The sequence below is a fragment of the Mycobacterium sp. Soil_C_30 genome (assembly GCF_057656995.1).
Map to the genome: position 1 here is coordinate 1 of NZ_JBDGJH010000022.1, position 24,032 is coordinate 24,032.

At 66.4% G+C, this 24,032-nt stretch carries 21 protein-coding genes; 8 read left to right on the forward strand and 13 right to left on the reverse strand.

Annotated features, from left to right (window positions below; genetic code table 11):
* Positions 1-125: 125 nt before the first annotated feature.
* From AC3A6P_RS29065 to eltD, 8 genes are all read right to left on the reverse strand, one after another.
* The gene (locus tag AC3A6P_RS29065; RefSeq protein ID WP_487695805.1) at positions 126-605 is read right to left on the reverse strand and encodes a ribose-5-phosphate isomerase; all 480 of its coding nucleotides are present in this window, start codon (positions 603-605) and stop codon (positions 126-128) included.
* A complete protein-coding gene (gene derK, locus AC3A6P_RS29070) occupies positions 605-2,338 on the reverse strand; it encodes a D-erythrulose 4-kinase (RefSeq protein WP_487695806.1) in 1,734 nt (577 codons plus the stop codon). Before derK ends, AC3A6P_RS29065 begins: the two co-directional genes overlap by 1 nt.
* Positions 2,335-3,465 carry an ABC transporter ATP-binding protein gene (locus tag AC3A6P_RS29075; RefSeq protein ID WP_487695807.1) on the reverse strand — a complete coding sequence of 377 codons (1,131 nt, stop codon included), beginning with the start codon at positions 3,463-3,465 and terminating at the stop codon, positions 2,335-2,337. Before AC3A6P_RS29075 ends, derK begins: the two co-directional genes overlap by 4 nt.
* Positions 3,462-4,583, reverse strand: a complete 1,122-nt coding sequence (locus tag AC3A6P_RS29080; RefSeq protein ID WP_487695809.1) for an ABC transporter ATP-binding protein — start codon at positions 4,581-4,583, stop codon at positions 3,462-3,464. The genes AC3A6P_RS29075 and AC3A6P_RS29080 overlap by 4 nt, the downstream gene beginning before the upstream one ends.
* Positions 4,583-5,458 (reverse strand): carbohydrate ABC transporter permease, encoded by an 876-nt coding sequence (locus AC3A6P_RS29085; protein WP_487695810.1) that lies wholly within the window; start codon positions 5,456-5,458, stop codon positions 4,583-4,585. Before AC3A6P_RS29085 ends, AC3A6P_RS29080 begins: the two co-directional genes overlap by 1 nt.
* A gap of 3 nt (positions 5,459-5,461) precedes the next feature.
* Complete coding sequence (locus tag AC3A6P_RS29090; RefSeq protein ID WP_487695812.1) at positions 5,462-6,418, reverse strand: carbohydrate ABC transporter permease; 957 nt, start codon at positions 6,416-6,418, stop codon at positions 5,462-5,464.
* Between the two features lie 14 nt (positions 6,419-6,432).
* Positions 6,433-7,812 carry an extracellular solute-binding protein gene (locus AC3A6P_RS29095; protein WP_487695943.1) on the reverse strand — a complete coding sequence of 460 codons (1,380 nt, stop codon included), beginning with the start codon at positions 7,810-7,812 and terminating at the stop codon, positions 6,433-6,435.
* A gap of 71 nt (positions 7,813-7,883) precedes the next feature.
* Complete coding sequence (eltD, locus tag AC3A6P_RS29100; RefSeq protein ID WP_487695814.1) at positions 7,884-8,972, reverse strand: erythritol/L-threitol dehyrogenase; 1,089 nt, start codon at positions 8,970-8,972, stop codon at positions 7,884-7,886.
* Positions 8,973-9,145: 173 nt separating this feature from the next.
* Here eltD and AC3A6P_RS29105 point away from each other — a divergent pair, with 173 nt between their 5' ends.
* Positions 9,146-10,186: a sugar-binding transcriptional regulator gene (locus AC3A6P_RS29105; RefSeq protein ID WP_487695816.1), complete on the forward strand. Its 1,041-nt coding sequence runs from the start codon at positions 9,146-9,148 to the stop codon at positions 10,184-10,186.
* A 59-nt stretch (positions 10,187-10,245) separates the two neighbouring features.
* Here the strand turns inward: AC3A6P_RS29105 and AC3A6P_RS29110 are convergent, their stop codons facing one another.
* On the reverse strand, positions 10,246-11,622 hold the full coding sequence (locus AC3A6P_RS29110) for an HNH endonuclease signature motif containing protein (protein ID WP_487695818.1): 1,377 nt from the start codon (positions 11,620-11,622) through the stop codon (positions 10,246-10,248).
* A 352-nt stretch (positions 11,623-11,974) separates the two neighbouring features.
* Positions 11,975-13,465, reverse strand: coding sequence for an FGGY-family carbohydrate kinase (locus AC3A6P_RS29115; RefSeq protein ID WP_487695820.1), 1,491 nt, complete (start codon positions 13,463-13,465; stop codon positions 11,975-11,977).
* A gap of 43 nt (positions 13,466-13,508) precedes the next feature.
* Here AC3A6P_RS29115 and AC3A6P_RS29120 point away from each other — a divergent pair, with 43 nt between their 5' ends.
* The 3 genes from AC3A6P_RS29120 (at position 13,509) to AC3A6P_RS29130 (ending at position 16,453) form a co-directional block, all read left to right on the forward strand.
* A complete protein-coding gene (locus tag AC3A6P_RS29120) occupies positions 13,509-13,862 on the forward strand; it encodes a hypothetical protein (RefSeq protein ID WP_487695822.1) in 354 nt (117 codons plus the stop codon).
* Positions 13,863-13,953: 91 nt separating this feature from the next.
* On the forward strand, positions 13,954-15,399 hold the full coding sequence (locus AC3A6P_RS29125; protein WP_487695824.1) for an MFS transporter: 1,446 nt from the start codon (positions 13,954-13,956) through the stop codon (positions 15,397-15,399).
* Positions 15,400-15,490: 91 nt separating this feature from the next.
* Positions 15,491-16,453, forward strand: coding sequence for a YihY/virulence factor BrkB family protein (locus tag AC3A6P_RS29130; RefSeq protein ID WP_487695825.1), 963 nt, complete (start codon positions 15,491-15,493; stop codon positions 16,451-16,453).
* Between the two features lie 27 nt (positions 16,454-16,480).
* On the opposite strand, the gene AC3A6P_RS29135 is transcribed toward AC3A6P_RS29130, so the two are convergent.
* A complete protein-coding gene (locus tag AC3A6P_RS29135; protein WP_487695944.1) occupies positions 16,481-17,317 on the reverse strand; it encodes an EamA family transporter in 837 nt (278 codons plus the stop codon).
* A 117-nt stretch (positions 17,318-17,434) separates the two neighbouring features.
* Here AC3A6P_RS29135 and AC3A6P_RS29140 point away from each other — a divergent pair, with 117 nt between their 5' ends.
* Entirely contained in the window at positions 17,435-18,352 is a 918-nt protein-coding gene (locus AC3A6P_RS29140; protein ID WP_487695945.1) for a LysR family transcriptional regulator, read from the forward strand.
* Between the two features lie 62 nt (positions 18,353-18,414).
* On the opposite strand, the gene AC3A6P_RS29145 is transcribed toward AC3A6P_RS29140, so the two are convergent.
* Together AC3A6P_RS29145 and AC3A6P_RS29150 are read right to left on the reverse strand one after the other, a co-directional pair.
* Entirely contained in the window at positions 18,415-19,557 is a 1,143-nt protein-coding gene (locus AC3A6P_RS29145; RefSeq protein ID WP_487695827.1) for an amidohydrolase family protein, read from the reverse strand.
* 20 nt (positions 19,558-19,577) lie between these two features.
* Positions 19,578-21,032: an aldehyde dehydrogenase gene (locus tag AC3A6P_RS29150; RefSeq protein WP_487695828.1), complete on the reverse strand. Its 1,455-nt coding sequence runs from the start codon at positions 21,030-21,032 to the stop codon at positions 19,578-19,580.
* 121 nt (positions 21,033-21,153) lie between these two features.
* Here AC3A6P_RS29150 and AC3A6P_RS29155 point away from each other — a divergent pair, with 121 nt between their 5' ends.
* Genes AC3A6P_RS29155 through AC3A6P_RS29165 form a run of 3 tightly spaced genes read left to right on the forward strand, consistent with a single transcriptional unit; the run spans position 21,154 to position 24,006 of the window.
* Positions 21,154-22,413: an aromatic ring-hydroxylating oxygenase subunit alpha gene (locus AC3A6P_RS29155; protein ID WP_487695830.1), complete on the forward strand. Its 1,260-nt coding sequence runs from the start codon at positions 21,154-21,156 to the stop codon at positions 22,411-22,413.
* 1 nt (position 22,414) lies between these two features.
* Positions 22,415-22,744, forward strand: coding sequence for a hypothetical protein (locus AC3A6P_RS29160; RefSeq protein ID WP_487695832.1), 330 nt, complete (start codon positions 22,415-22,417; stop codon positions 22,742-22,744).
* Positions 22,741-24,006, forward strand: coding sequence for a metal-dependent hydrolase family protein (locus AC3A6P_RS29165; protein ID WP_487695834.1), 1,266 nt, complete (start codon positions 22,741-22,743; stop codon positions 24,004-24,006). Before AC3A6P_RS29160 ends, AC3A6P_RS29165 begins: the two co-directional genes overlap by 4 nt.
* The last annotated feature ends 26 nt before the right edge of the window (positions 24,007-24,032 follow it).

Below are 24,032 nucleotides of genomic sequence, written 5' to 3' on the forward strand. Positions count from 1 at the left end.
CACGCCGACAAACACCTCAACCACACCCACGACAAACCCCTCCAGGCAGTCGCCGCTTGACATAGGAGCAATGCTCGGTCGCGCTAGTACTTTGTGGCGACGGTATTTACTTTGTGGCGACGGTATTACTTTGTGGCGGTAGCGGTGTCGGATTCGTAGCCGCAGATCGCGTCGACCTTATCGGCGGACTTGCTGTTCGGGTCGAACTCGTAGTCGAGCCACTCGCGGACCAGCCGGCGGCCCAGCTCCAGGCCGATCACGCGCTGGCCCACGCAGAGCACCTGCGCGTTGTTCGACAGCACCGAGCGCTCCACCGAGAAGCTGTCATGGGCGGTCACGGCGCGGATTCCGGGCACCTTGTTGGCGCTGATCGCCACCCCAAGACCGGTGCCGCACACCAGAAGTGCACGATCAGCCTTGCCCTCGGCGACCAGGCGGGCCGCCGCGACCGCGATGTGCGGGTAGGCGGTGTCCTCATCGGTGCCGACACCGACGTCCGTCACCTCGGCCACCCGCTCGTCGCTACGAAGGTCACCCTTGAAAGCTTCCTTGTACTCGTAACCGGCGTCGTCGGATCCGACGACGATCCGCAGATTGGACGGCATTACTTGTCTCCTCTTGCTTTCAGGGTGTCGGCGACGGTGTTTGCGCACATCGCCAGTGAGGTGGCGCCAGCGTCGGGGGTGCCGATACTGCGTTCGGCCAGGGGTCGGGCGCGCCCGACCTTGGGCCGCAGGTCGGCGGTGGCTTTGGCGGCATCGGTGGCCACCTGCGCGGCGGCGCGCCACGCATCCTGCCACTGTTCGCCGTCACCGACTCGTCGCTCCAGTTCCTCCACGAACGGAAGCAGTGCATCGAGCATCGTCTTGTCGCCCGGCTGTGCACCACCGAGTGTGATCAACGCGTCGTAGCCGTCGCGCATTCCGGCTGCCACCGTTGCCGATTCGGGTCGACCGGTATCGCCCAGCCGGGCCCCGAGCGCCGAGAGCATGGCGCCCCACAGCACACCCGAGGTGCCACCGGCCTTGGCGGCCCACTCCTTGCCCGCGGCGGCCAGCACCGAGCCGGTGCCGCCGCCGTCGGCCGCCGCGCGCTGCGCCGCGGTGCGGGCCGCCGACGAACCCTTGACCATGCCCCGGCCGTGGTCGCCGTCGCCGGCCACCGCGTCGATACGGCCCAACTCGTCCTCGGCAGCGGCCAACATGTCGGCGATGTCGTTGATGGCGCGGGCGACGAGCTGACCTCCGCGACGGCCGTCCTCGTCGGAGAGCTCGGAGAGCACCGGCGCCTCGGCGGCGGCGTCGGCGGCGGCATCGGTGCGCCGCTCCCCCACCTGCGCCGTCGCGGCACCTTTACGGTAGGCCGGGCTGTCGGCGGGCGCGGTCCAGTACTTCTCGAGTTCGTCGTCGAGCCACATCACCGTCAGCGAGCATCCGGCCATGTCCAGGCTGGTGACGAGCTCGCCGACTTCGGGCTCGACGATCTCGAAACCCTTGTCGCGCAACAGTTGTGAGGCGGCACCCCACACGACGAACAGCTCTTCGTACTTGGTACGGCCCAGGCCGTTGAGGATCACCGCGATGCGCTTGGACGAGTTCTCCGGGTAGTCGCCGATGACGCCGTCCACCAGCGTCTTGGCCAGCTCTGCCGCGGTGGGCATGGGCTCGTCGGCCACGCCGGGCTCACCGTGGATGCCCAGACCCAGGCCCATGTGCCCTTCGGGCACGGTGAACAGCGGGTGGTCGGCGCCGGGCATGGTGCAGCCGTCGAACGCGACGCCGAGGGTGCGGGTGGCGTCGTTGGCGGCCTTGGCGACCCGCACCACACCGACCAGGTCCAGACCGTCCTCGGCGGCGGCGCTGGCGCACTTGAACACGGTGAAATCGCCTGCGATACCGCGCCTTTTGGCTTCCTCGCCCTTGGGTGCGCTGGCCACGTCGTCGGTGACGGCGAAGTATTCGGCCTCGATGCCCTCATTGCGCAGCTGCGTGACGGCCAGCCCGAAGTTCATCACGTCGCCGGCGTAGTTGCCGGTGGTCAACAGCACACCGGCATCGCTGTGCGCGGCGCGGGCCACCGAGGCGGCCTCCTCGGCCGACGGTGAGGTGAAGATGTTGCCCACCACGGCGCCGTCGGCGAAACCGGGTCCCACGGTGCCGCAGAATGCCGGGTAGTGCCCGGAGCCGCCGCCGATGACCACCGCGACCTTGCCGGGCGCAGTCTTGTTGGCGCGCACCACACCGCCGGGCACCCCGGCGACGTATCGAGAGTTGGCGTCGAGGAAGCCGACGAGCATGTCCTCGGTGAACCGGGCGGGATCGTTGAAGAGTTTGGTCATCGCAGCCGGTCTCCACTGTCTGCGTCGAACAGGTACACCCGCTCGGCCGGTGCAGTGACGCTCACGCGCTGTTCAGGCTCATAGCTTTCCTGCGCGGGAGTCTGAACGACGATTCCCTCTTCCATACCCGCAACCGTACTGGTCGCCAGTCCGAACTCGAGAAGGTGCTCGAAGTACGCCACCGTGGCTGTGATGCCGGCCCCACCGGGCTCCTCGGCGGTGTTCAGCGCACAATCCTGTGGCCGGATGCCCACCGTCACGCGGGTGCCGTCGGCGACATTCTTCACGCCGGTGTCCAGGTATCCCCCGGCCTCACCGATGCGCACCCGCACCCGCCCGCCGTCGACGTGCGCGGTGCCCCGCAGCACGTTGATCTGGGGCTCGCCGACGAACGTGGCGACGAACAGGTTGGCCGGGTCGTCGAACACCTCATCGGGGGTTCCGAACTGCTGGACGATGCCGGCGTCCATCACCGCGAGGCGGTCGGCCAGCGACAACGCCTCCACCTGATCGTGGGTCACGACGATGGTGGTGTAACCGAATTCGCGTTGCAGCACCTTGAGTTCGCGGCGAACCCGTTGCCGCGCAGAGGCATCCAAGTGACTGAGTGGCTCATCCAACAGCAGCACCGGTGGGTTGCGCACCAGTGCCCGCGCCAGGGCGACGCGCTGCTTCTGTCCACTCGAGAGCCCCGCGGGACGGAGTTCGAGAAGCTCGTTCATCTCCAGCCGGTCGCAGATCGAGGCCACCATCTGGTCGGCGCCTTTGACCTTGCGGGCTTTGAGGCCGTAGAGCAGATTGTCGCGGATGGACATCGGCGGGTAGAGCGCATAACTCTCGAACCCCACCCCGATCCCGCGTTTGGCGGCCGGCAGTTGTGAGATCTCGCGGTCGCCGATCTTGATCGAGCCGCTGGTCACCGTCTCAAGACCCGCGATCATCCGCAGCGTGGTGGTCTTGCCGCAGCCCGACGGGCCCAACAGGGCGACGAGTTCACCCGGCTCGATGTCGAGGTTGATGCCCTTGACCGCGGTCACCTTGTCGCGGCCCCGGGTGGCGTAGGTCTTCACGAGGTCACTGAGGGTGAGGCTCTGCGCCGTGCTGGTTCTCTCCGCGGTGGCGGTCACTGTGCGGCCTCCAGGCTCGATCGGTGGGTGTGGGTCAACCGGGCGGTGTCACCGTCGCCGGTACCGAAGACGTGCACGTCGCTGTCGGCGATCTTCATCGTCACGTTGTCGCCCTCCCCGACGCCGTGGCGTCCCGAGGTGAGCACGATCAGCTGCGCGCCGTCGACGTCGACGGTGAGCTCGATGTTGCGGCCCAGCCGCTCGGCCAGGATCACCCGGCCGTGCAATGAGCCTTCACCACTGGTGACGTGAATATCGGAGGGCCGCAACCCGACTCGCACCCGGTCTCCGCGATTGACGTCGGCATCGGCCGGGATGGCGACAGCTAGATCCTTACCCGAGCCGGTTCCCAGCCTTATCCGGCCGTCGTCGACCACCCCGTCGAGGATGTTGATCTCCGGCTGGCCCAGGGCCTTGGCGACGAACGTGTCTGCCGGGCTGCGCCAGATCTCGTCGGGCGTGCCGATCTGGACCAGTTGCCCCGCACGCATGACCCCGATCCGGTCGCCCAGCGCGAGCGCTTCCTGGTAGTCGTGGGTGACGTAGATCGTCGTTGTATTACTCATGGCACCAAGCTGTTTGAGTTCAGCACGCATCTGGGCGCGCAGTTTGGCGTCCAGGTGGCTCAACGGTTCGTCGAGCAGGTACACATCAGCGGGGCGCACCAGCACCCGGCCCAGTGCCACCCGCTGCCGTTGCCCGTTGGACAGCTCCCTCGGGAAGCGCTTCAGCAGATGGTTGATGCCCAGGGTCTTGGTCACCTGATCGATACGCTCGGTCTGCTGTGCGTCGGTGTACTTTCCGGTCCGGCCCGATTTCAGCGGCGACGCCAGGTTCTGGCTGACCGTCTTCTGCGGGTAGAGCGCGTAACTCTCGAACGCCATGGCCACATTGCGGTGGTACGGCTCCACCATGGTCACGTCCACTCCGGCGATGGACACCGACCCCGAGTCGACGTCCACCAGCCCGGCAATGGACTTCAGCGTGGTGGTCTTACCGGCGCCGCTGGGCCCGAGGATGACGAAGAACTCGCCGTCGGCGATGTCGACGCTGATCCCGTCGACAGCTCGGGTTTTCCCGTATGACTTGTGCAGGTCCTTGACAGATATGGTTGCCATCAGGCTTTCACCGCCCCGAACGACAGGCCCCGCACCAGGTATCGCTGGATGGTCAGGGCGAGGATGAGTGGTGGCAATGCGGCGATGAGCGCTGCCGCGGCCGTGAGGTTGTAGTACGCCTGTCCGCCGCCGCCGAGGAACTTGGTGATGGCGACGGTGACCGTGCCGGCGTTGCTGTCGGCCAGAATCAGGGGGAACACGTAGTTGTTCCACGCGAAGATGAACGCCAGCAACGCCGCGGCAGCGATGCCCGGTCGCACGATCGGCAGCGCCACCATGATGAAAGCCCTTGTGCGCGTGTAGCCGTCCAGGAGCGCCGCCTGCTCGAGGTCTTCGGGCAGGTCCTGGAAGTACGACCGCAGGATCCACACCACCAGCGGCATGGTGACCAGCTGCAGCACCCAGATCATGCCGACCTTGGTGTCGAACAGCCCGATCTGGTTGTAGATGACGAACAACGGCACGATGACCATCAGTTCCGGGGCGAACCGGAACGACAGCATCTGGAACATCAGGTCGTTGGATCCCTTGTACTGCCAGCGGCCGGCGGCGTAGGCGGCCGGAATGCCGATGACGAGGGAGACGATCACTGCGCCACCGCAGTTCAGCAGGCTGGTCAGCAGCGCGGCTTTGAAGTCCACGCTGGTCATCTCGGTGCCCCGGTCAGACAGGACGGTGGCGAAGTTCGACCACGTGGGGCTGAAGGAGAAATAGGTGGTGGTCTGCTGTTCGGCGTTCTTCAGGGCCAGCATCAGCATCCAGAAGATCGGGAACAGCGAGAAGATGAACCAGAACACCAGCCCGACGTCTGCGGCCACCGCCCCGATGGACCAGCGCTTCTGCCCGGGCAGCAACTCGCTTCTCGACAGTGCCATGACTTACGACTCCGCTCCGGCAGCACGACGCTGCGCCTTGCCGAGCACGCTCACCAGGTAGCGCGCCGTGATGAACACGATGATCCACAGCAGCAGCATGTAGGTGCTGCCCCGGGAGTAATCGAGGTTGATGATCGAGTCCTCGAAGGCACCGATCTGCAGCGTGCGGGTGGCCACACCCGGACCGCCCGCCGTCAGCACGTAGATGTGGTCGAAAACCTTCAGGTTGTCCATGAACCGGAAGATGACGGCCACCAGGATGTAGGGCCACAGCATCGGCAGCATCAGCTTGCGGAACATGTAGAACCAGTTGGCACCGTCGACCTCGGAGGCCTCGAACGGCTCCCGGGGCAGCGAGCGGATACCGGCCAGGACCAGGATCGCCACGAACGGGGTGAAGATCCAGATGTCGACCAGGATCACCGAGAACAGCGCGTTGCCGGCCGATAGCCAGTCGAAGGTGTTGCCCAGTGCCAGAACGTGATTGAGGATGCCGAACTGAGGGTTGAACATCAGCTTCCAGATGACACCCGCGATCACCGGGGCGATCATCAGCGGCAGGATCAACACCTTCTCGAAGATCTTGCCGATGATCGACGAGCGGTTGAGCAGCAGCGCCAGGCCTACGCCCAGCACCGTCTCGATGAAGGTGGCGAGCACCGCGAACGTGGCGGTGACCTGGACGCTCTTCCAGAACACCTGATCGCCCAGCACGGAGGCGAAGTTGTCGAACCAGATGAAGTGCGGATCAGGGTTGACCGCGGCGTAATTGAGGAAGGCGTAGTAGGCGCCGACCACGAACGGATACAGAATGCCGATCACGATGAGCACGGCCGGCACCGAGAGCAGATACGGCCGCAGCTTGCGCCGCCAGGTCGGTACCTCGGGCAGTTTGTGACCGCGGGCGGCGGCAGACTGCTCCGGCGAACTGGCCGGTGCCTTGGGAGTCTGAGTTGTCATGGATGCCACGGCTCCTAGAGGTTGACCTTGGAGGTGTTGGTCTTGGCCAGGCTGGCCAGGCGGGACCTGGCGTCATCGCCGCCGTAGATGTCCTGCAGTGCCACCGCCCAGTTCTGGGTGGTGTCGAAGAACTTCTTCTGCGGCGTGAACTGGATCTTGGATTCCCCGATGACGGTCTCGAATGCTTCGAGGTAGCCGTACTGGTCGGCCGCGACGCGCTTGAAGGTGGTGTCGAACACCGACTGGCGCACCGGGTCGGCGTAGGTGCCGCCCTCGACGGCCTTGTTCATCGCGTCCTTACCGGTGGCCCACTGGATGAACAGCCAGGCGGGCAGCTTGTTGCGGGAGTTGGCGCTCATGGCCCAACTCCAGGTCCACAGGTTGGTCTTGTAGTTGCCGTCGGGCCCGGCCGGTCCGGCGTACCAGGCGATGTTGCCGGCTTCCTTGCTGGCGCCCGGCTTGTTCTTCGGATAGGTGGCGCTGTCGGCGTCGAACACCATCATGGCCTTGCCGTCACCGAGATCGCCGGTGGCATTGGGATAGTCGTAGGTGGTCCACGATGTCGGCCCGGCCCGGTGCTGGAGGTCGATCCACTTCTCGGTGAACTCGACCGCCGCGTCGCTGCCCATCTCGGCCACCAGTTCCCGGCCGTTCCAGGTGTAGTCCACCGCACCCTGGCGCACGTACTGCGTCATGAAGCCGGGGTGAATGGTGGCCCAGGACTTCGACCCTCGGGTCGACAACCCGTACTGGTTGGCCGACCGGTCGGTCAGGTCCACGGCGAGCTGGATGAAGTCATCGAAGTTGTCGGGCAGCTTGGTGATGCCCTTCTCGTCGAAGATGCGCTTGTTGTAGGCGACGACGTTGTTCTCGAAGCCCCACGGGATCGCCCACTGGCCGCCGGTGCCCAGCGGGTTACCCAGGGTGAAGTCCCAGCGGGTCGAGGTGCGCAGACCTTCGAAGATGTCCTCGAAGTCGTACTCGGCGCTGGTGGCCGACGAGTTCTCCAGCCACGGCTTGAGGTCTTCGACCCACCCGGGCGGGCCGTACTGCCAGATGAAGTACGCGCCGAGCATGAACGCGTCGTGTTTACCGGAGCCACCGGCCAACTCGGTGTTCAGTTTGGTGAAGTAGTCGGCCTCGGGTACCAGGTCGACGTTGACATTGATGCCGGTGAGCTCGGTGAACTCGGCCAGCAGCGGCTGATACGACAGCTGGTACGGGTGCGGGGTCTGCAGGATGTTGATGGTCTGCCCCGACGCCTTCTTCCAGTCGAAGCCGCCAGTGACATCGGCGGCGCCGTTGGGTGCGGGCGGGTTGCCGCCGACACCGCACGCCGACAGCAGCGGCACGCTGGCTGCGGCGGCGCCGGCAAGGCCCATGGCCGCCAACATGTTTCGCCGCGACATCTGCGGGCCCTGAAAGCCCGGTCGGGACTGTTTACGCATGCTCGATTGCCCTTCGCTCAGGCCGGGATCAGGGAGACTTTGACGGATTCCTTGCCGCTGCCCACCAGATCGAGGCCCTTTTGGAATTCGCTCAACGGCAGCTGATGCGTGCAGATCTCGTCCATCGGCAGTACGCCGGACTCGAGCATCTTGATGGCGGCCGGCCAGCAGTACGCACCGAGGTGGGCGCCCAACACGTCGAGTTCCTTGTCGTCGCTGATGATGCTCCAGTCGACGGTGACGTCACTGCCGAACACGCTGTATTCGACGTAGCGGCCGCACTTACGCAGCAGGTTGAGTCCTTGTGCCACCGCAGCGGGATGGCCGGTGCCCTCGAGGTACACGTCGGCGCCGTAACCCTCGGTGAGGTCTTTGACGATCTTCTCGGCGTCCTCTTCGGCGATGTTGATGGCCAGATCGGCGCCGCATTTCTTGGCCAGCTTCAACTTCTCGGGCGCCATGTCGAGGGCGATCACCCGCGCCACGTTCTTGGCCTTCGCGCCGGCGATCATGCCGAGTCCGATGGGCCCACAGCCGGCCACCACGACGGTGTCTTCGAAGGTCAGTTGGGCCCGCTCGACCGCGTGCAGCGCACACGACAGCGGCTCGACGAATGCCGCATGGGCGGGCGGAATCTCACCGGAGATCTTGTGTACCAGAGCTTCTACGGGATAGGTCATGTAGCTGGCCATCGCCCCGGGCGTGCGGCGCTTGAAACCGTAGAGATCGTGCGGTTGGCACATGTGGTACTGACCGCGCTTGCAGAACCGGCACTCCCAGCACGGCACGATCTGCTCGGACGTCACCCGGTCGCCCACGGCGATGTTCCAGCGCTTGGCGGCTTCGTCGTCGAGTTCGACGACGCGCCCGACGAATTCGTGTCCCGGAATGACCATGGTCTCGGCCCAGGCGGGGCGGTTCTCGTCGCCCCAGAACTTGGCGGCGCCGTGGTAGCACTTCAGGTCGCTGGCACAGATGCCGACGGCTTCGACGCGGATCAGCGCCTCACCCGGTCGACGCTGGGGTACCGCGACCTCCTCGAGGCGATAGTCGTTGGGCCCGTGACAGACGACTGCCTGCATCTTTTCGGGGATTCGATCGGTCATCAGCTAGCTCCTGAGCGCATCGAGGTATCGGCCTGCGAGAGGTGTTCTTGTCTGCTCACACCGCCTCGTGCGGTGTGGGTGGAGTCACAGTATGCGACCCGCTGCATATTTGTCCAGAACGGATGTTCACCGAACGCAGATCGCGAACAGGTGTTCAATGTCATACTCTTCTGGTGCCCCGACCTGCACACTCATCCAACCCAGCCGGTATCGCGCCAAACGCCGACCTCTCGGTGTCTGACGGCGAATCCGGCCACTTCCCGGCGGCGTTGCTCTACTCGGCAGCGAAGCTCTACTACACCGAGGACGCCACCCAAGCCGACGTGGCCGCGCAGCTCGGCTGTAGCCGCGCCACGGTGAGTCGCCTTCTGGCCGAGGCCAAACGGCGCGGGATCGTGCGCATCGAGGTGGTGCCGCCCGCCGAGATCTCCTCGGGCGACCTCGCCGACCGGCTATCCAGGGCGCTCGCGCTGACGACGGTGTTCCTCAGCCTGCCCGTGCCCAACCCTGGGCCAGGGCGAACCGTTCTGGATGTGATGGGCAGCGTGCTCGCCCCGGCGGTCGGTCGTGCGCTCACCGCCGCGGGCCTGTTGCCCGGCGACATCCTGTTGGTCTCCTCGGGGCGGACCGTGTACGAGGTGGCGCAGTTCGACCTCGTGCCGCTACCCGGTGTGCTGGTGGCACCCACCGTCGGCGGCAACGACCAGCCCGACGAGTGGTACCAGACCAACGAGATCACCCGGCTGGTGGCCAACCGTGTCGGCGGACGCGCCAACTACCTCTTCGCGCCGGCGCTGCCCGGCCCGGATCTCTACCCGTCGCTGCTGAAGGACCCGAGTATTCAGCGGGTACTGCACCTGTGGCCCCATGCCCGCTGCGCGCTGATGGGAATCGGCGCGCCGCCGCTGCTGCGCTCGGACATCCCGCAATTCGTTCCCACCCGGTCGAACTCGCTGCGCGACGCCGTCGGTGACGTGTGCTCCCGGTTCTACGACCGCGAAGGCCGGGAAGTGCCGTTCGAAGGCGGGGACCGACTGATCGCCGTCGAACTCGAAGCCTTACGCCACATCCCGGTGACCATCGGTGTGGCCGTGGGCGCGGACAAGGTCGAATCGATCATCGCCGGCGCCCGCGGCGGGTATTTCAATCAACTGGTCACCGATCCGGCCACCGCCGAAGCTGTGCTGGAGCGCGTCGGCCACGACGAGGCCTGAGGACGGCTTAGAGCCGGCCGCTCGTGGTTACTGCGGCCGGCTTTAGCGTCACCCTCGGGTTACGGATCGTCGGGGGCGAGGATCCGGTCTGGGTGGTGATACACATTCACGCGGGATTGCCCGCAGTCCAGCTCCGGAGGCGGAATCCACTCCGTGACCCCATCTTCGGGGCGATTCCTGGTGGTCCACCCGGTGGTTTCGACCATCCGGTTATCCTGCCCGCACGCCAGGGTGAGGTCTTCGATGTTCGTGTCGCCGCCGTCTTTCCAGTCCTGGTTGGCGTGATGGGCTTGGCAGCGGTAGCCGCTCGCGGTGCAGCCGGGCATGGTGCAACCCCCGTGTTGCGCGAGCAGCATGATCCGCTGCCCCCGTGAGGCGGTGCGCCGCGCGCGGCCAAGGTGCAGGGGAATGCCATTGCCGTCGAACAGGGCCAGGTAGTGGAAGGCGTGGGAGGCCATCCGGATGACATCGGGCATTGGGATCAAGGTGCCGCCGGCGGTCAGGCCGTGCCCAACACCCTTTTCGATATCGGTGAGGTTGGCTTTGACGATGACGATGACGGGCAAGCCGTTGTGCTGGCCGAGTTCCCCGGAGGCCAGGATGGCGCGGCCCATCGCCACCAGGGCATCGTGATTGCGTTGACCCTGAGTGCGAGTGTCGGTGCGGGCTTTGTCGGCATCGGGTTCGCCGTCGACCTGGGGTGTGTCGTCGGCGGGGTTGCACATGCCCGGTGCAGCCAGTTTGGCCTGTACCGCTTCCAGGGTGGCGGCGCATTCCGGGGTGAGCCTGCCGCGTACCGGGACGTTGCCGTCGACGTCTTGCTTGCCGATGGTGAAGTATCGGCTGGCTTGACGGTCGACGTCGGTGTACTCGCCGTCCTGGCTGAGCAGGTACCTCAACCGGTCGGCGACCTGATTGAACCCGTCGACGTTCAGGTTCGAGGCGTGGCGGGCCAGGTCGGCTTCGGCGGCTTCGCGGCCGGAGAAGTCCACACACGCGGGCAGTTTCTTGAAGAACTTCTTCACCGCGGCCACATGCTCGGGCCCGATGGTTCCTTTGACTTGGGCGGCCGCGATGTTCGGCAGCGCTGGCTCCAACGGTTCCCCAGTCAGTGCGGTCCGCGGACCGAGCAATTGAGCGTTGTTGAGGCGGCGGGCGGCGTCGGCTTCACTGATCCGCAACCGCGCTGCGAGGGCCTTCTTGAAGCTGGTGGAGCCCAACTGCTTCGGCGTGCACTCCGAGGTCAGGCGCTGATACACCGTGTGATCGAGCACTGGCTGCATCCAGGCGACGGTTTCGCGGCGCTGCTGCAGCTCCAACAACTCCATTGGCGTGAACGCATCTATCGACAAGCCGTTCATCTGCGCGGTCAGTTCTTCGATCTGGGCTTGGGCAGCCAGCATCGCCTCCTTGTCGGCGATCGCTGAAATACCCATACCATTGAAGCTGGAGCCAGGGTCCGACAAGAATCCGCGTTTTGTGACACCTGATACTCAAGTGGCGCAGGGGATTTCACAATACCGGACTGCGAGTTGGGGCGGTATCCAGACAACGGATTTCGCCAGGATCGTTGACTGGTTTCTGCCTCAACCGCGTGGCCGCCGAGATTGCAACCAGAGTTGTGGACTGGGGCTGAAAGCAAACCTTTTCGACCGCCCAAAGTGACTCAACCGGCGTCGATGATCACGGTGCCGAGGGCCCCACCGCCGCCGAGACCGACGAAATGCCGGATCTCTTTCGCACTTCCGGGCCCAAACCGACGTTTGGGCGCGAGAGAGAGGCTGGGTGTCAGACTCTCGAGGGCTGGCCGTTGGCAGCCAACCGGTGCACCTGCTTCTTGGTCGCGGGGTACAACTCGCGCCAGGTTTCGTAGAGGTCGTCATAGAGTGCGACATTGCCCGGGTCCGGCGTGATCTCGTGCGCGATGCGCGCCCAATCGGTATCCGGCGCAACCACTCCCGCGCCGATGGCCGCAAGCAGTGCGTCGCCGTAACTGGCACCGATGGCCTGTTCGGGTATCAGCTGCGCGCGGCCGGTGACGTCGGTGAGCGTCTGCGCCCAGATCGGACTGCGCAGTCCCCCGCCGACAGCGACGACGCGGGTGGCGGTGTGCGCGTCGTCGAACTTCTCCAGGATCTGCCTGATCCCGAACGATATGCCTTCATAGGCAGCACGAAACAGGTGCCCGCGTCCGTGCCGCAGCGTCAGACCGGCGAATACCCCGCGGGCGCGGGCGTCGAAAACGGGTGTCCGCTCCCCTGCCAAATACGGCAATACCAGCAGCCCTTCGCTGCCGGGCGGCACAGCCTGCGCCTCGGCCATCAGCGTGTCGAACGGCGCCCCCCCGGTGGTGGTCTGCAACCAGTTCACCAGACTGCCCGCGGTCGCGGTTCCGGCCGCCAGGGCGTGGGTACCGGGTTCGATGCCCGCAGTCGTCCACAGCGCCGGATCGGCGTGGTAGTCGTCGATGATCTGGACCAGGAACATCGTCGAGCCGTACATCAGCATCTGATCGCCCGGGTTGCGCACCCCGACGGAAAAGGCCTCGGCGAAGGCGTCCACGGTGCCGGCCACCACCGGCGTCCCGACCGGCACCCCGGTGGCTGCAGCCGCGTGCGCGTGCACCGTGCCGACCACCTCGCTGGGCCACACCAGCCGCGGTAACGGAAGTCGCCCGCAGATGCGTTGTGCCCATTCGGCATTCCACTCGAACGTCCGCGTCGAATACAGCGGATCACACTGACTGGCGGTGTGATGGTCCATCACGTATTCGCCGGTGAGTTTCGCCGCGATGTAGGAGTTGGAGCCGTACCACCCGGTGGCCTGCTCGAACACCTCCGGCTCGTTCCGCCGGACCCACTCGATCTTGGGCCCCACCGCCTGGCTCGACAGCAGTGTTCCGGCGCGCTCCAGAATCGCGTCGGCGCCGAATTCGTCTGTCAGTAAATCGATTTCGGCCTCGGCCCGCGAGTCGACACCATAGAGGATGGCACGCCGCAACGGCCGTAGCTCGGCGTCGCACAGCACCAGGCACGGCCCCACCCCGCTGACGCACATCGCCGCGACATGCGCACCCGCAGGTACCCGGGCCAGCAGCGCCTGGCTGATGGTGCAGACCTCGCCCCACCACATCGCCTCGGCGTCCACTTCGGCCCACCCGGGCCGCGGCAACTCCATCGCATGCGCAATGGTCTCGGATGCGAGCACCGTACCGGCCGCGTCGACGAGAACACCCTTGGAGCTTCCGGTGCCCATGTCGATACCGAGCAGCAAGTCCACGGGCATACCCTACGGGCTGGCAAGACTGCGGTAGGCATGACAAGTGGAACTCAGGTCCCGTCGACGCAACCAACCCGCACCACCGTGGGCGGTTTTCGACGATCTCTGTGACCCTCACCGCCAGCCTGCGCGTCCGTGGCTGCAGCTTCGCGACGATGAGATCGAACCGACCGTCCTGGACGCACGACGACCGGACTACGTGGTCTGGTCGACGCTGTGGAGCCGGCGCCCCGATGCGTCCGTGCGTTTCGAGCTCACCGCAGCCGATGGCGGAACCGACCTGCGTTGGATTCTCCTCGTGGAGGAGCCGGAGCCTGACGTCGAGTTCGCGGACCACATGCAGCACCGTCTGGGCGAGCTGATCAACGCCAACCTCAGGTACACCTACGGCCAGTGACAGGCCGGCTCGCCCACCGAGCCGAGATGATTCGTTAGTCGATATATTTTTCAGGTCGAATTGTCCAGACCAACGAAACCTCAGAGGAGACATGTTGCTCAAGGCCGGACCCTCCCCCCGGCTCCTGATCGCCTCCTTGAGCATTGTGGCTCTGACCGTCGCGGTTCTGCAGACCGCGGTGGTTCCGGTGCTCGGGCTGATCGCCGATCAACTGCAAGCCTCCACTGTGGCCGTCAGCTGGACGGTCACGGCCAACCTGCTGGCCGCCGCCGCGGCCACCCCGCTGCTGAGCCGGCTGGCCGATCTGTACAACAAGAAATACGTACTGCTGTGCGTGCTGGCGGTGGTGCTGTCGGGATCGGTGCTGGCCGCGACCACCAGCTCACTAGCGGTGCTGATCGCCGCCCGGGCGCTGCAAGGAGTGTCCTACTCGCTCTATCCCATCTGCGTGGCGGTGCTGCGTGAGGAACTGGTGGAGGAGCAGGTGGTCCGGGCGCTGGCCGTGCTGTCGGCCATCCTGGGCTTCGGCGGCGGTATGGGTCTGGTGGCCACCGGACTACTCGTGGCCGGCGACGCGAACTACCACCGGGTGTTCTGGCTGACCACCGGGTTCTCACTGCTGGTGATGCTCATCGTGGTGTTGGTGGTCCCGTCGCGCCGGCGACACGGGCAGGGTTCGATCGACTGGCTGGGCGCCCTCGGCCTGGCGCTCGGGCTGAGCGCGGTGCTGCTGGCCATCACCCAGGGCAACAGCTGGGGCTGGGCCTCACCGGCGACGATCGCGACCTCGGCCGGCGGTGTCGTGGTGCTGGTCTTGTGGTGGTGGTGGGAGCGTGGCCGCGCCTACCCGCTGGTGTCGATACCGCTGCTGACGCGGCGGGCGATGCTGCTGACCAACCTCGCCACCGTGTTCGTGGGCATGGGCTTGTACTTCGGCTTCCTCGGGCTGACCGCGTTCGTGCAGGCACCCCGCGAGGCCGCCGGCTACGGGTTTTCCGCCAGCGTGCTGTACTCCAGCATCGTCTACCTGCTGCCCGGTGCGTTCGCGGGTCTGGTGACGGCGATGATCAGCGGACGGTTCATCGACCGATTCGGTGCCCGGCCGGTTCTGGTCTGCGGCGCCGCCACGGGCATCGTCGGGTTCACCGCCCTGGCGGTCGCACATGATCAGCCGTGGCAGGTGATCGTGGCAGGCATCTTCACCAACGCCTACATCAGCCTGGCCTACGGGGCGCTGCCCGCCTTGGTGGTCAGTGAAGCCGACCCCGCCGAGACCGGCATCGCGACCGGGCTCAACGCCATTGCCCGCACCGTCGGCAGTTCGGTGGCCGCCGCCATCGTCGCGGTTCTGCTCGGCCATACCGTGACGAGCACCGGCCAGCCACCTGAGAGCGCCTACATCACGATCTTCGTCGCGGGCGCGGTGACCGCGGCGCTGGCCACCGTGTTGATCGCGCTGTCGCGAAGCCGCCGCCCGGCCGAGCGCCCCGAGTACGGCACCGTCGAGTCGCGCGCGATGAACCACGAGTGGGGCTGACCTCTCACTCACAGCGGCGGTTCGGGCCCATAGGCAGCGGGTATGCAGCAGCACACTGCGCCCAGGGTGGGCGCGCACCACGGAGGTCGTCATGCTGGGTTGGCTGGACAGGCTGCAACAACGCAGCCCAGCTGCCGGTTTCGTGATCGCTGTGGTGTATAAGTACGTCGACGACCAGGCCGGATATCTGGCCGCCCTGCTGACCTACTACGCATTCATCTCACTGTTCCCGCTGCTCTTGCTGCTGACCACGGTCCTCGGTGTGGTGCTGGCCGGCCGCCCGGAGTGGCGCGAGGACATCTACGACTCGGCGTTGGCCCAGTTTCCGTTGATCGGTGATCAGCTCACTGAACCGAGCCGGCTCAGTGGCGGGACCGCGGGTGTGGTGATCGGCATCGTCGTGGCCCTGTACGGCGGCCTGAACGTGGGGCAGGCCCTGCAGAACGCGATGGAGACCATCTGGGCCGTGCCGAAGAACCTGCGCCCCGACCCGCTGCGGTCGCGGCTGCGCAGCCTGCTGTTACTCCTGGTCCTCGGCAGTGCGCTGGTGGCCACCACCGGCCTGGTGGCGCTGGGCCAGTTCCTGGGCGCGCTGGGCGCAGCGGGTGTGGTGGTCGCGGGTCTGGCGGTGAACACCACCGTGTGTGTGGTGGCGTTCCGGGTCACGACGACGCGGCCGCTGACCGTGAAGGAAGTGCTACCGGGCGCGCTCAGCGCCGCGGTGATCTGGCAGCTGTTGCAGTGGTTCGGTGCGACCTACGTACAGCACGTCGTGGCCTCGGCCAGCGTCACCAACAGCGTGTTCGCCGTGGTGCTCGGGCTCATCGCGTTTCTCTACCTGGTTTCGACCGTGCTGCTGGTCTGCGCCGAGGTCAATGTGGTGCGGGTGGACAAGCTGCATCCGCGCGCTCTGCTCACCCCGTTCACCGATGACGTCGACCTCACCGAAGCCGACCGCAAGATGTACGAGGGTCAGGCGAAGGCGCAGCAGGCCAAGGGATTCCAACGCGTCGAAGTGAGCTTCGACGAGCGGGAGCCGATGCGCGAGCAATGACAGCGGATGTCAGGCCGGTGCTGGCGGTCAGCGTGTCAGATCGACAGCGACGTCGGCGGGCCGCGCGCCCGCGCGTGCGGCGCCGATTCCCGCGGTGACCACAAAAGCGATTCCGATGACCGCCGCCGGTCCCGGCACCTGGTGCAGGATGACGAAGCCGATGCCGAGCGCGAACGCCGGTTCCAGACTCATCAGCGTTCCGAAGGCCGATGTGGTGAGGCGGCGAAGCGCGAGGAACTCGAGCGTGAACGGGATGACGGGCAGCAGCACCGCCAATCCGAGCCCGATGAGCACCAGATCGGGGGTGATTCGGTCGAAGGCCACCGGTCCCGCGATCAGCGACGCGACCAGACCCGCGGTGGGCATGGAGACCGCCAGCCCGTTGGCGCCGGCGACGTCATCGCCGACGCGCTGCGTCAGCAGGATGTAGCTCGCCCAGCACAGGGCGGCACTGAGCGCGAACACGACACCGAGAAGATCGACACTGCCTGACCACGGCTGCGTCAGCAGGAGGACCCCCACCGTCGCCAGGGCGGGCCACAGCATCCGGCGGCCGCCGCCGGCGGTGGCCACCGCCACCCCGAGCGGGCCGAGGAATTCCAGCGCGCTGGCGGTCCCCAGCGGGATACGCGAGATGGCGGCCATGAACAGCAGCGTCATCAGGGCCGTCACGATGCCGAGCACCACGCAGTAGAAAAACGAGCGGCGGGTGAATGCGCTGCGGCGTGGGCGCACGATCAGCACCATCAGGACACCCGCCCAGGCCAGGCGCAGCCACGCCGCGCCTTCTGTGCCCACCCGGTCGATCAACATGACCGACACCGCGAGGCCGAGTTGCACAAAAAGCATGGCGGCCAGCGCCATGAGGGTGCCGTCGCGTGCCTGCCCGTGGTTCACGCCGCCAATTCAAGAACAACCGAACCGTTCACGTCCACGTGATATTTGTGGACATACCGTTCAATGATCGTGAACAATCTCGGAATGGACCCACGGCGACTCGCGCTCCTGTTGGCATTGGCGCAGCAGGGCTCCATGCGGGCCGTTGCCGACAGCCACAACCTGACCACCTCGTCGGTCTCACAACAACTCTCAGCACTGGCCAAAGAGGTCGGAACCGAACTCACCGAACCCGACGGCCGCCGGGTCCGGCTCACCCCGGCCGGGCGGCGGCTGGCCGAGCACGCCGTCACCATTCTGGCCGCCGTCGAATCAGCGCGCCTGGACCTCGATCCCGACGCCGAACCCGCGGGGACCGTGCGCGTCGGCGGCTTCGCCACCGGAATCCGCGTTTCGCTGATGCCCGTCCTCAGCGCCCTGAGCGCAACCCACCCCGACGTCGAGGTGGTGATCAACGAGTACGAGCCTCTGGAGGCCTTCCGGCTGCTGATGGACGACGAACTGGACCTGGCCGTCACCTACGACTACAACCTGGCACCCGCGACACCGAACGCGATCCTCGAGTCGATGCCGCTCTGGTCGGCGCCATGGGGTCTGGCCCTGCCCGCCGGCGAGCCGAATCCGTCCGCCGACCTCAACGCCTATGCGGACCGGCCGTGGATCGTCAACTCCCGCAACACAGCTGACGAGATCGCCGTCCGAACCCTGGCCGCACTGGCCGGGTTCACCCCGCGGATCGCCCACCAGATCGACACCCTGGATCTGGTGGAGGACCTGATCGCCGCCGGTTACGGGATCGCACTGTTGCCAGTGGATCGGCCCGCCCGCCACGGCATCCAGGTACTGCCGCTGCCCGAGCCCGCGCTGATCATGACCGCGTACGCGGTGACCCGGCGTGGGCGCGCGGTCTGGCCGCCGTTGAAGCTGATCCTGAATCGGCTCGAGCCCTCTTCCACGACCCCGGCGCTGGCCAGATGGCCCCGCTCAACGTCACTGCCGTGATGCGGACACCGTGGCATGGCGTTCCCGTTCGTCCCCGCCGACCGTGGCCGCCGCAACCCGAGTTAAAAGACGCGCACCTGTCCCTCCAGTACCGGCACGGTGTCGGGCAGCTTGTAGGTGGCCAGCGCGTTGCGGAACATCACGTTCTCGCGGGCGTGTTCCGGCAGGTGCTTGACCAGCCACCGCGGGTCGTCGAACGTCCAGTGTGGGTAATCGGAGGAGAACATCAGGATCTTGTCGCACTCCATCCACTGCAGTGCCCGGCTGAGCTCGGTCTTGTCCTCCGGATAGTCCAGCGGCTGCGTGGTGAACTTGATGTGGTCTTTGACGTACTCGCTGGGCTTGCGTTTGATGTCCAGCCGGGACCTTCGCTTCTCGTAGATGGCGTCCATGCGCCACATCAACGGCAGGATCCAGGTGAAAGCGTGCTCCACGAACACGATTCGCAGCGTGGGGAACCTGTCGAACACGCCGTCGAAGACCAGGCTCATCACCTGATTCGCGGCCAGCAGCGAATACGTGACCATGAAATCGTGGTTGTAGCTCGGCATTCCCACCGGCGGCATCGGGAGCTCGTCGTGATGGCTGCGCGACAGATGGCAGCTGACGGTGATGTCGTGCTTGGTGGCCGCGGCCCACACCGGATCGTATTTCGGGTCACCCCAGGACGGGCGGGGTTCGGCCTTGATCAGGATCTGCGCCATGTACGGGTGACCGGCCCAGCGCTCGATCTCGCCGGCGGCGGCCTCGGGCGCCTCGATGGCGACGCAGATCGAGCCCCGCCACCGCTGGTGCCAGTTGTTGTGGGCGTCGAGCCAGTGATTGGCCTGCCAGTCGTTGAGCGCGCAGTTCATGGCGTGGTTGGGTTCCGGCATTCGCGCCGGGTAGGCCGCCGGTTCCAGGATGGCGAGGTCGGCACCGGCCTCCATGATCAGTTGCCGAAAGGCCAGATCGGGGTCGCTACCCGGGAATTCGCCGTCGGCGGGGAAGGTGTCCGTGCGCATGGCGTAGGCATGCGCGTAATCCGGTGCATCGTAATAGATCTGGTCGCCGATGTCGTGGGTGCCGAAGTATCTGCTGCGCCACGGTTCCGGGATGTACTGCCCCAGCTCCCCGCGCCGGGGCACGGGGTGCACGTCGGAGTCGACACACCTGACCGCGATACGCTCCTGCGCAGGAGTTCGGTTACCGATGGTGGCTGTCATCGTCATTCCTTTCGTCGAGATCAGTTGTGGGACTTCACGGCGACGGATTTCGGTTCGAGGTACCCTTGCAGGCCCTCTCGGCCCAGTTCCCGGCCGTAGCCGCTGTGTTTGAATCCGCCGAACGGCGCGAAGGGATCCATGGTGTACCCCTGGTTCACCCCGAAGGTTCCGGTGCGTACCCGGGCCGCGACGGACAGCCCGCGCTCGACGTCCGCGGTGAACACCGACCCCGCTAGCCCGTAGTCGGAGTCGTCGGCGATGCGGACCGCCTCATCCTCGTCGCGGTACGGGATGACCGTCAGTACCGGGCCGAAGATCTCCTCCCTCGCGATGCGCATCGAGTTGTCGGCGCCCGCGAACAGCGTGGGCTGCACGTAGAAGCCGGCGTCGATACCGTCTGGCAGGCCGGTGCCGCCCACCACCAGCCGGGCGCCCTCCTGCCGACCCTGCTCGATGTAGCCGCGCACCCGTTGCTGCTGGCGTTCGGACACCAGCGGCCCCATCTGCGTGGCCGGGTCCTCGGGGTCGCCGATGACGATGGCGGACATCTCACCGACCAGCGCGTCGACGAAGGCCGCTTCGCGACGCGCCGGTACCACGATGCGCGTCAACGCATTACAGATCTGGCCGCTGTTGGACAGGCTGGCGGAGCGGACCGCCGCCGCGACCACCGCAGGGTCGGCGTCGTCGAGCACGACGGCCGCCGACTTGCCGCCGAGTTCCAGGCTGGCCCTGGTCAGGCGTGTCGCACAGGCCGTGGCCACGGCCCGCCCGGCTGCGGTGGAGCCGGTGAAAGACACCTTGTCGATCCCAGGATGGCCCACCAGGGCGGCGCCGCAGGCGGCGTCACCGGGCACCACGGTGAGCACTCCGGGCGGCAGGCCCGCCTCGCCGAGCAACTCGGCGAGCAGCAGCGCATCCAGCGGGGTCTCCGGGGCGGGTTTGAGCACCACCGTGCAACCGGCCAGCAGGGCCGGGACGAGTTTGGTGACGATGAGGAACTGCGGCATGTTCCACGGCACGATCGCGGCGACGACACCCACCGGTTCGTGCCGGACCGTCAGCTCGGCGCCGAAGAAACCGCGGCGGGTCTCCTGCCAGGGGAAGGACTCGGCGATGTCACAGAATGCCGGCATCATCAGGGCCGGCAGCCCCACCTGGGCCCGGCGGGCGAAGGTGATGGGCGCACCGATCTGCGCGCAGATCAACTCGGCCATCGCATCCTGGCGCTCGCGGTAGATCTCCGCCAGCCGGCGGATCACCGTGATCCGTTCGGCGGGTGTCATCCGCGGCCAGGGACCCGAATCGAACTGCAGCCGTGCGGCTCTGACAGCTGTGTCCACGTCGGCGGGCCGCGCCACCGTGAGACGACCGATGACCCGGCCGCTGTGCGGCGACACCATCTCTACGCTGCCGTCACCGTCGGGCGACCACTGCTCACCGAGACCGATACGCACACCGAGATGTTGATCCACTGCGGATCCTTCCGCCTAGGCCGCCCCCACAGTATCAACTACTTGTCATTAGGTCGAGCAACGGTTACGGTCGGCTCATCAGCCCCCTCGGTGCCGTCGGCGCACCGCGATAGGAGTTCCGATGCCCCGCTTCCCCAAGCCGCCGGAAGGCAGCTGGACACAGCACTACCCCGAACTCGGCACCGGCCCGGTGTCCTACGAGGATTCGGTGAGCCCGGAGATCTACGAGCTGGAGCGCGCCGCGATCTTCAAGCGGGCCTGGCTCAATGTCGGCCGCGCAGAACAACTCCCGCGCAAAGGCAGCTACTTCACCAAGGAACTGAAAGCCGCCAACACGTCGATCATCGTCACCCGCACCACCGCCGGCGAGATCAAGGCCTACCACAACATCTGCCGGCACCGGGGCAACAAACTGGTGTGGAACGACATGCCGCACGAAGAAACCAAAGGCGTGTGCCGGCAATTCACCTGTAAGTACCACGCCTGGCGCTACGACCTGGACGGCAATCTGACCTTCGTGCAGCAGGAGGAGGAGTTCTTCGACCTGGACAAGAGCCGCTACGGGCTGGTGCAGGTGCACTGCGAGACATGGGAAGGATTCATCTTCGTCAACTTCGCCCCACAGCCTGAGCAGACACTGCGCGAGTTCCTCGGCCCGATGGTGTTGGCACTGGAGGGTTATCCGTTCGCCACCTTGACCTCTCGCTGGCACTACCGCTCCGAGGTGAACGCCAACTGGAAGCTCTACATGGACGCGTTCCAGGAGTTCTACCACGCCCCGGTACTGCACGCGAACCAGTCGCCGACCGCCTACTCGAAGGCCGCCGCAGAGGCCGGGTTCGAGGCACCGCACTACCAGTTGGACGGCCCACACCGGTTGGTCAGCACCTCCGGCGTGCGCGCCTGGGAGATGGCCGAGGAGATGCGCAAACCCATCGAGGACATCTGCCAGAGCGGGTTGTTCGGCCCCTGGGACAGCCCCGACCTGGGACCGATGCCGGTGGGCCTGAACCCCGCCAAATGCAACCCCTGGGGCCTGGATTCGTTCCAGCTGTTCCCCAACTTCGTCATCCTGTTCTGGGGTCAGGGCTGGTATCTGACGTACCACTACTGGCCCACCTCACCCACCACACACACCTTCGAGGGCAGCCTGTACTTCCCGAAGGCCCGCACCGCACGCGAACGCGTGGCGCAGGAACTGGCCGCGGCGTCGTTCAAGGAGTACGGCCTGCAGGACGCCAACACACTCGAGGCCACCCAGACCATGATCGGCACTCGCGTGGTGGAGGACTTCGTGCTCAACGACCAGGAGATCCTGCTGCGGCACCTGCACAGGGAAACCGCCTCGTGGATCGCGGACTACCAGCGGCAAGGAGTCTGAGATGACCGCCGTGCTGCCGGCCGCCTTCGCCGATCTGGAACCGTGGGCCGACTGGTGCCTGGCCAGTGAGGCACTGCGCTACGAGCGCCGCCTGCGCAGTTCCATGACCGATATGCAGGCCTTCTACGATGCGATCACCGCCCGCGCCGAGGATGCGATCGCCTACTGCGACAAGTTCCCCCTCGACGACATGCCCGACGATGCGGTCAATCTCATGCACCTGCTGTACTCGATGATCACCGTGTCGTTCCCGGTCGAGTGCTGGAAGCAGCCCCGCGTCCCGGATTCCGGTGCGACCAGTCTGGACTGTGTGTCCGAGCCGGGCCCGTGACGCTGGTCCTGCGGGCCGCGCGCTGGGCCGACGTGGTGACCGGCGCCGTGCACACACCCGCGGTGGTGGTGATCGACGGCCGGCGCATCGCTGCGGTCAATCCCACTGAGCCGCAACCCGACTCGGCAGAGATACTCGACCTGGGCGACGTCACGCTGCTGCCCGGGCTGATGGACATGGAGCTCAACCTGCTCATCGGTGGGCCCGGCGGACCGGAAGGCCTGCCCACTCCCCTGCACGGCGTCCAGGATGACCCCGCCTATCGCACCCTGCGCGGTGCGGTCAATGCGCGCACCACGCTGGAGGCGGGCTTCACGACGGTCCGCAACCTGGGCCTGATGGTGAAGACGGGTGGCTATCTGCTCGATGTCGCCCTGCAGCGTGCCATCGACCAGGGCTGGCATACCGGTCCGCGCATCTACCCGGCGGGCCACGCCGTCACCCCCTACGGCGGCCACCTCGATCCGACGGTGTTCCAGCGGCTGGCGCCCGGGGTGATGCCCCTGTCGGTGGCCGAAGGGATCGCCAACGGTGTTCCCGACGTGATCGCCTGCGTGCGTTATCAGATCAGGCACGGGGCCAAGCTGATCAAGGTGTCGGCGTCCGGGGGCGTGATGTCTCACAGCACTTCACCTGGTGCGCAACAGTATTCCGACGCCGAGTTCGCCGCCATCGCCGACGAGGCACACCGGGCCGGGGTGCGGGTGGCCGCCCACGCCGTGGGTGACACCGCCATCCAGGCCTGTATCCGCGCCGGCATCGACTGCATCGAGCACGGCTTTCTGGCCAGTGACGACACCCTGCAGATGATGGTCGACCACGGCACCTTCCTGGTGTCGACCACCTACCTCACGGACGCGATGGCCGTGGACCGGATCGCTCCCGAACTGCGCCGCAAAGCCGAGGAGGTGTTTCCCCGCGCCAGGGCGATGCTGCCCAAGGCCATCGCCGCCGGGGTCCGGATCGCCTGCGGAACCGACGCGCCCGCGATACCGCACGGCCAGAACGCCAAAGAACTCGCCGCGCTGGTCGATCGCGGTATGACGCCCATGCAGGCCCTGCGCGCGGCCACCGTGGTGGCCGCCGAGCTGATCGACGCCGACGACGAGCTGGGCAGGATCGCCCCGGGCTATCTGGCCGACCTCATCGCTGTACCCGGAGACCCGTCGCACGACATCACCGTCACCTCCGACGTCCGGTTCGTGATGAAGGACGGCGAGGTGGTCAGGCAGAGCGCTCAGGTCGGCGCTGACATGCGCTAACGTCGAGCCCGACGACGGAGGCGGGC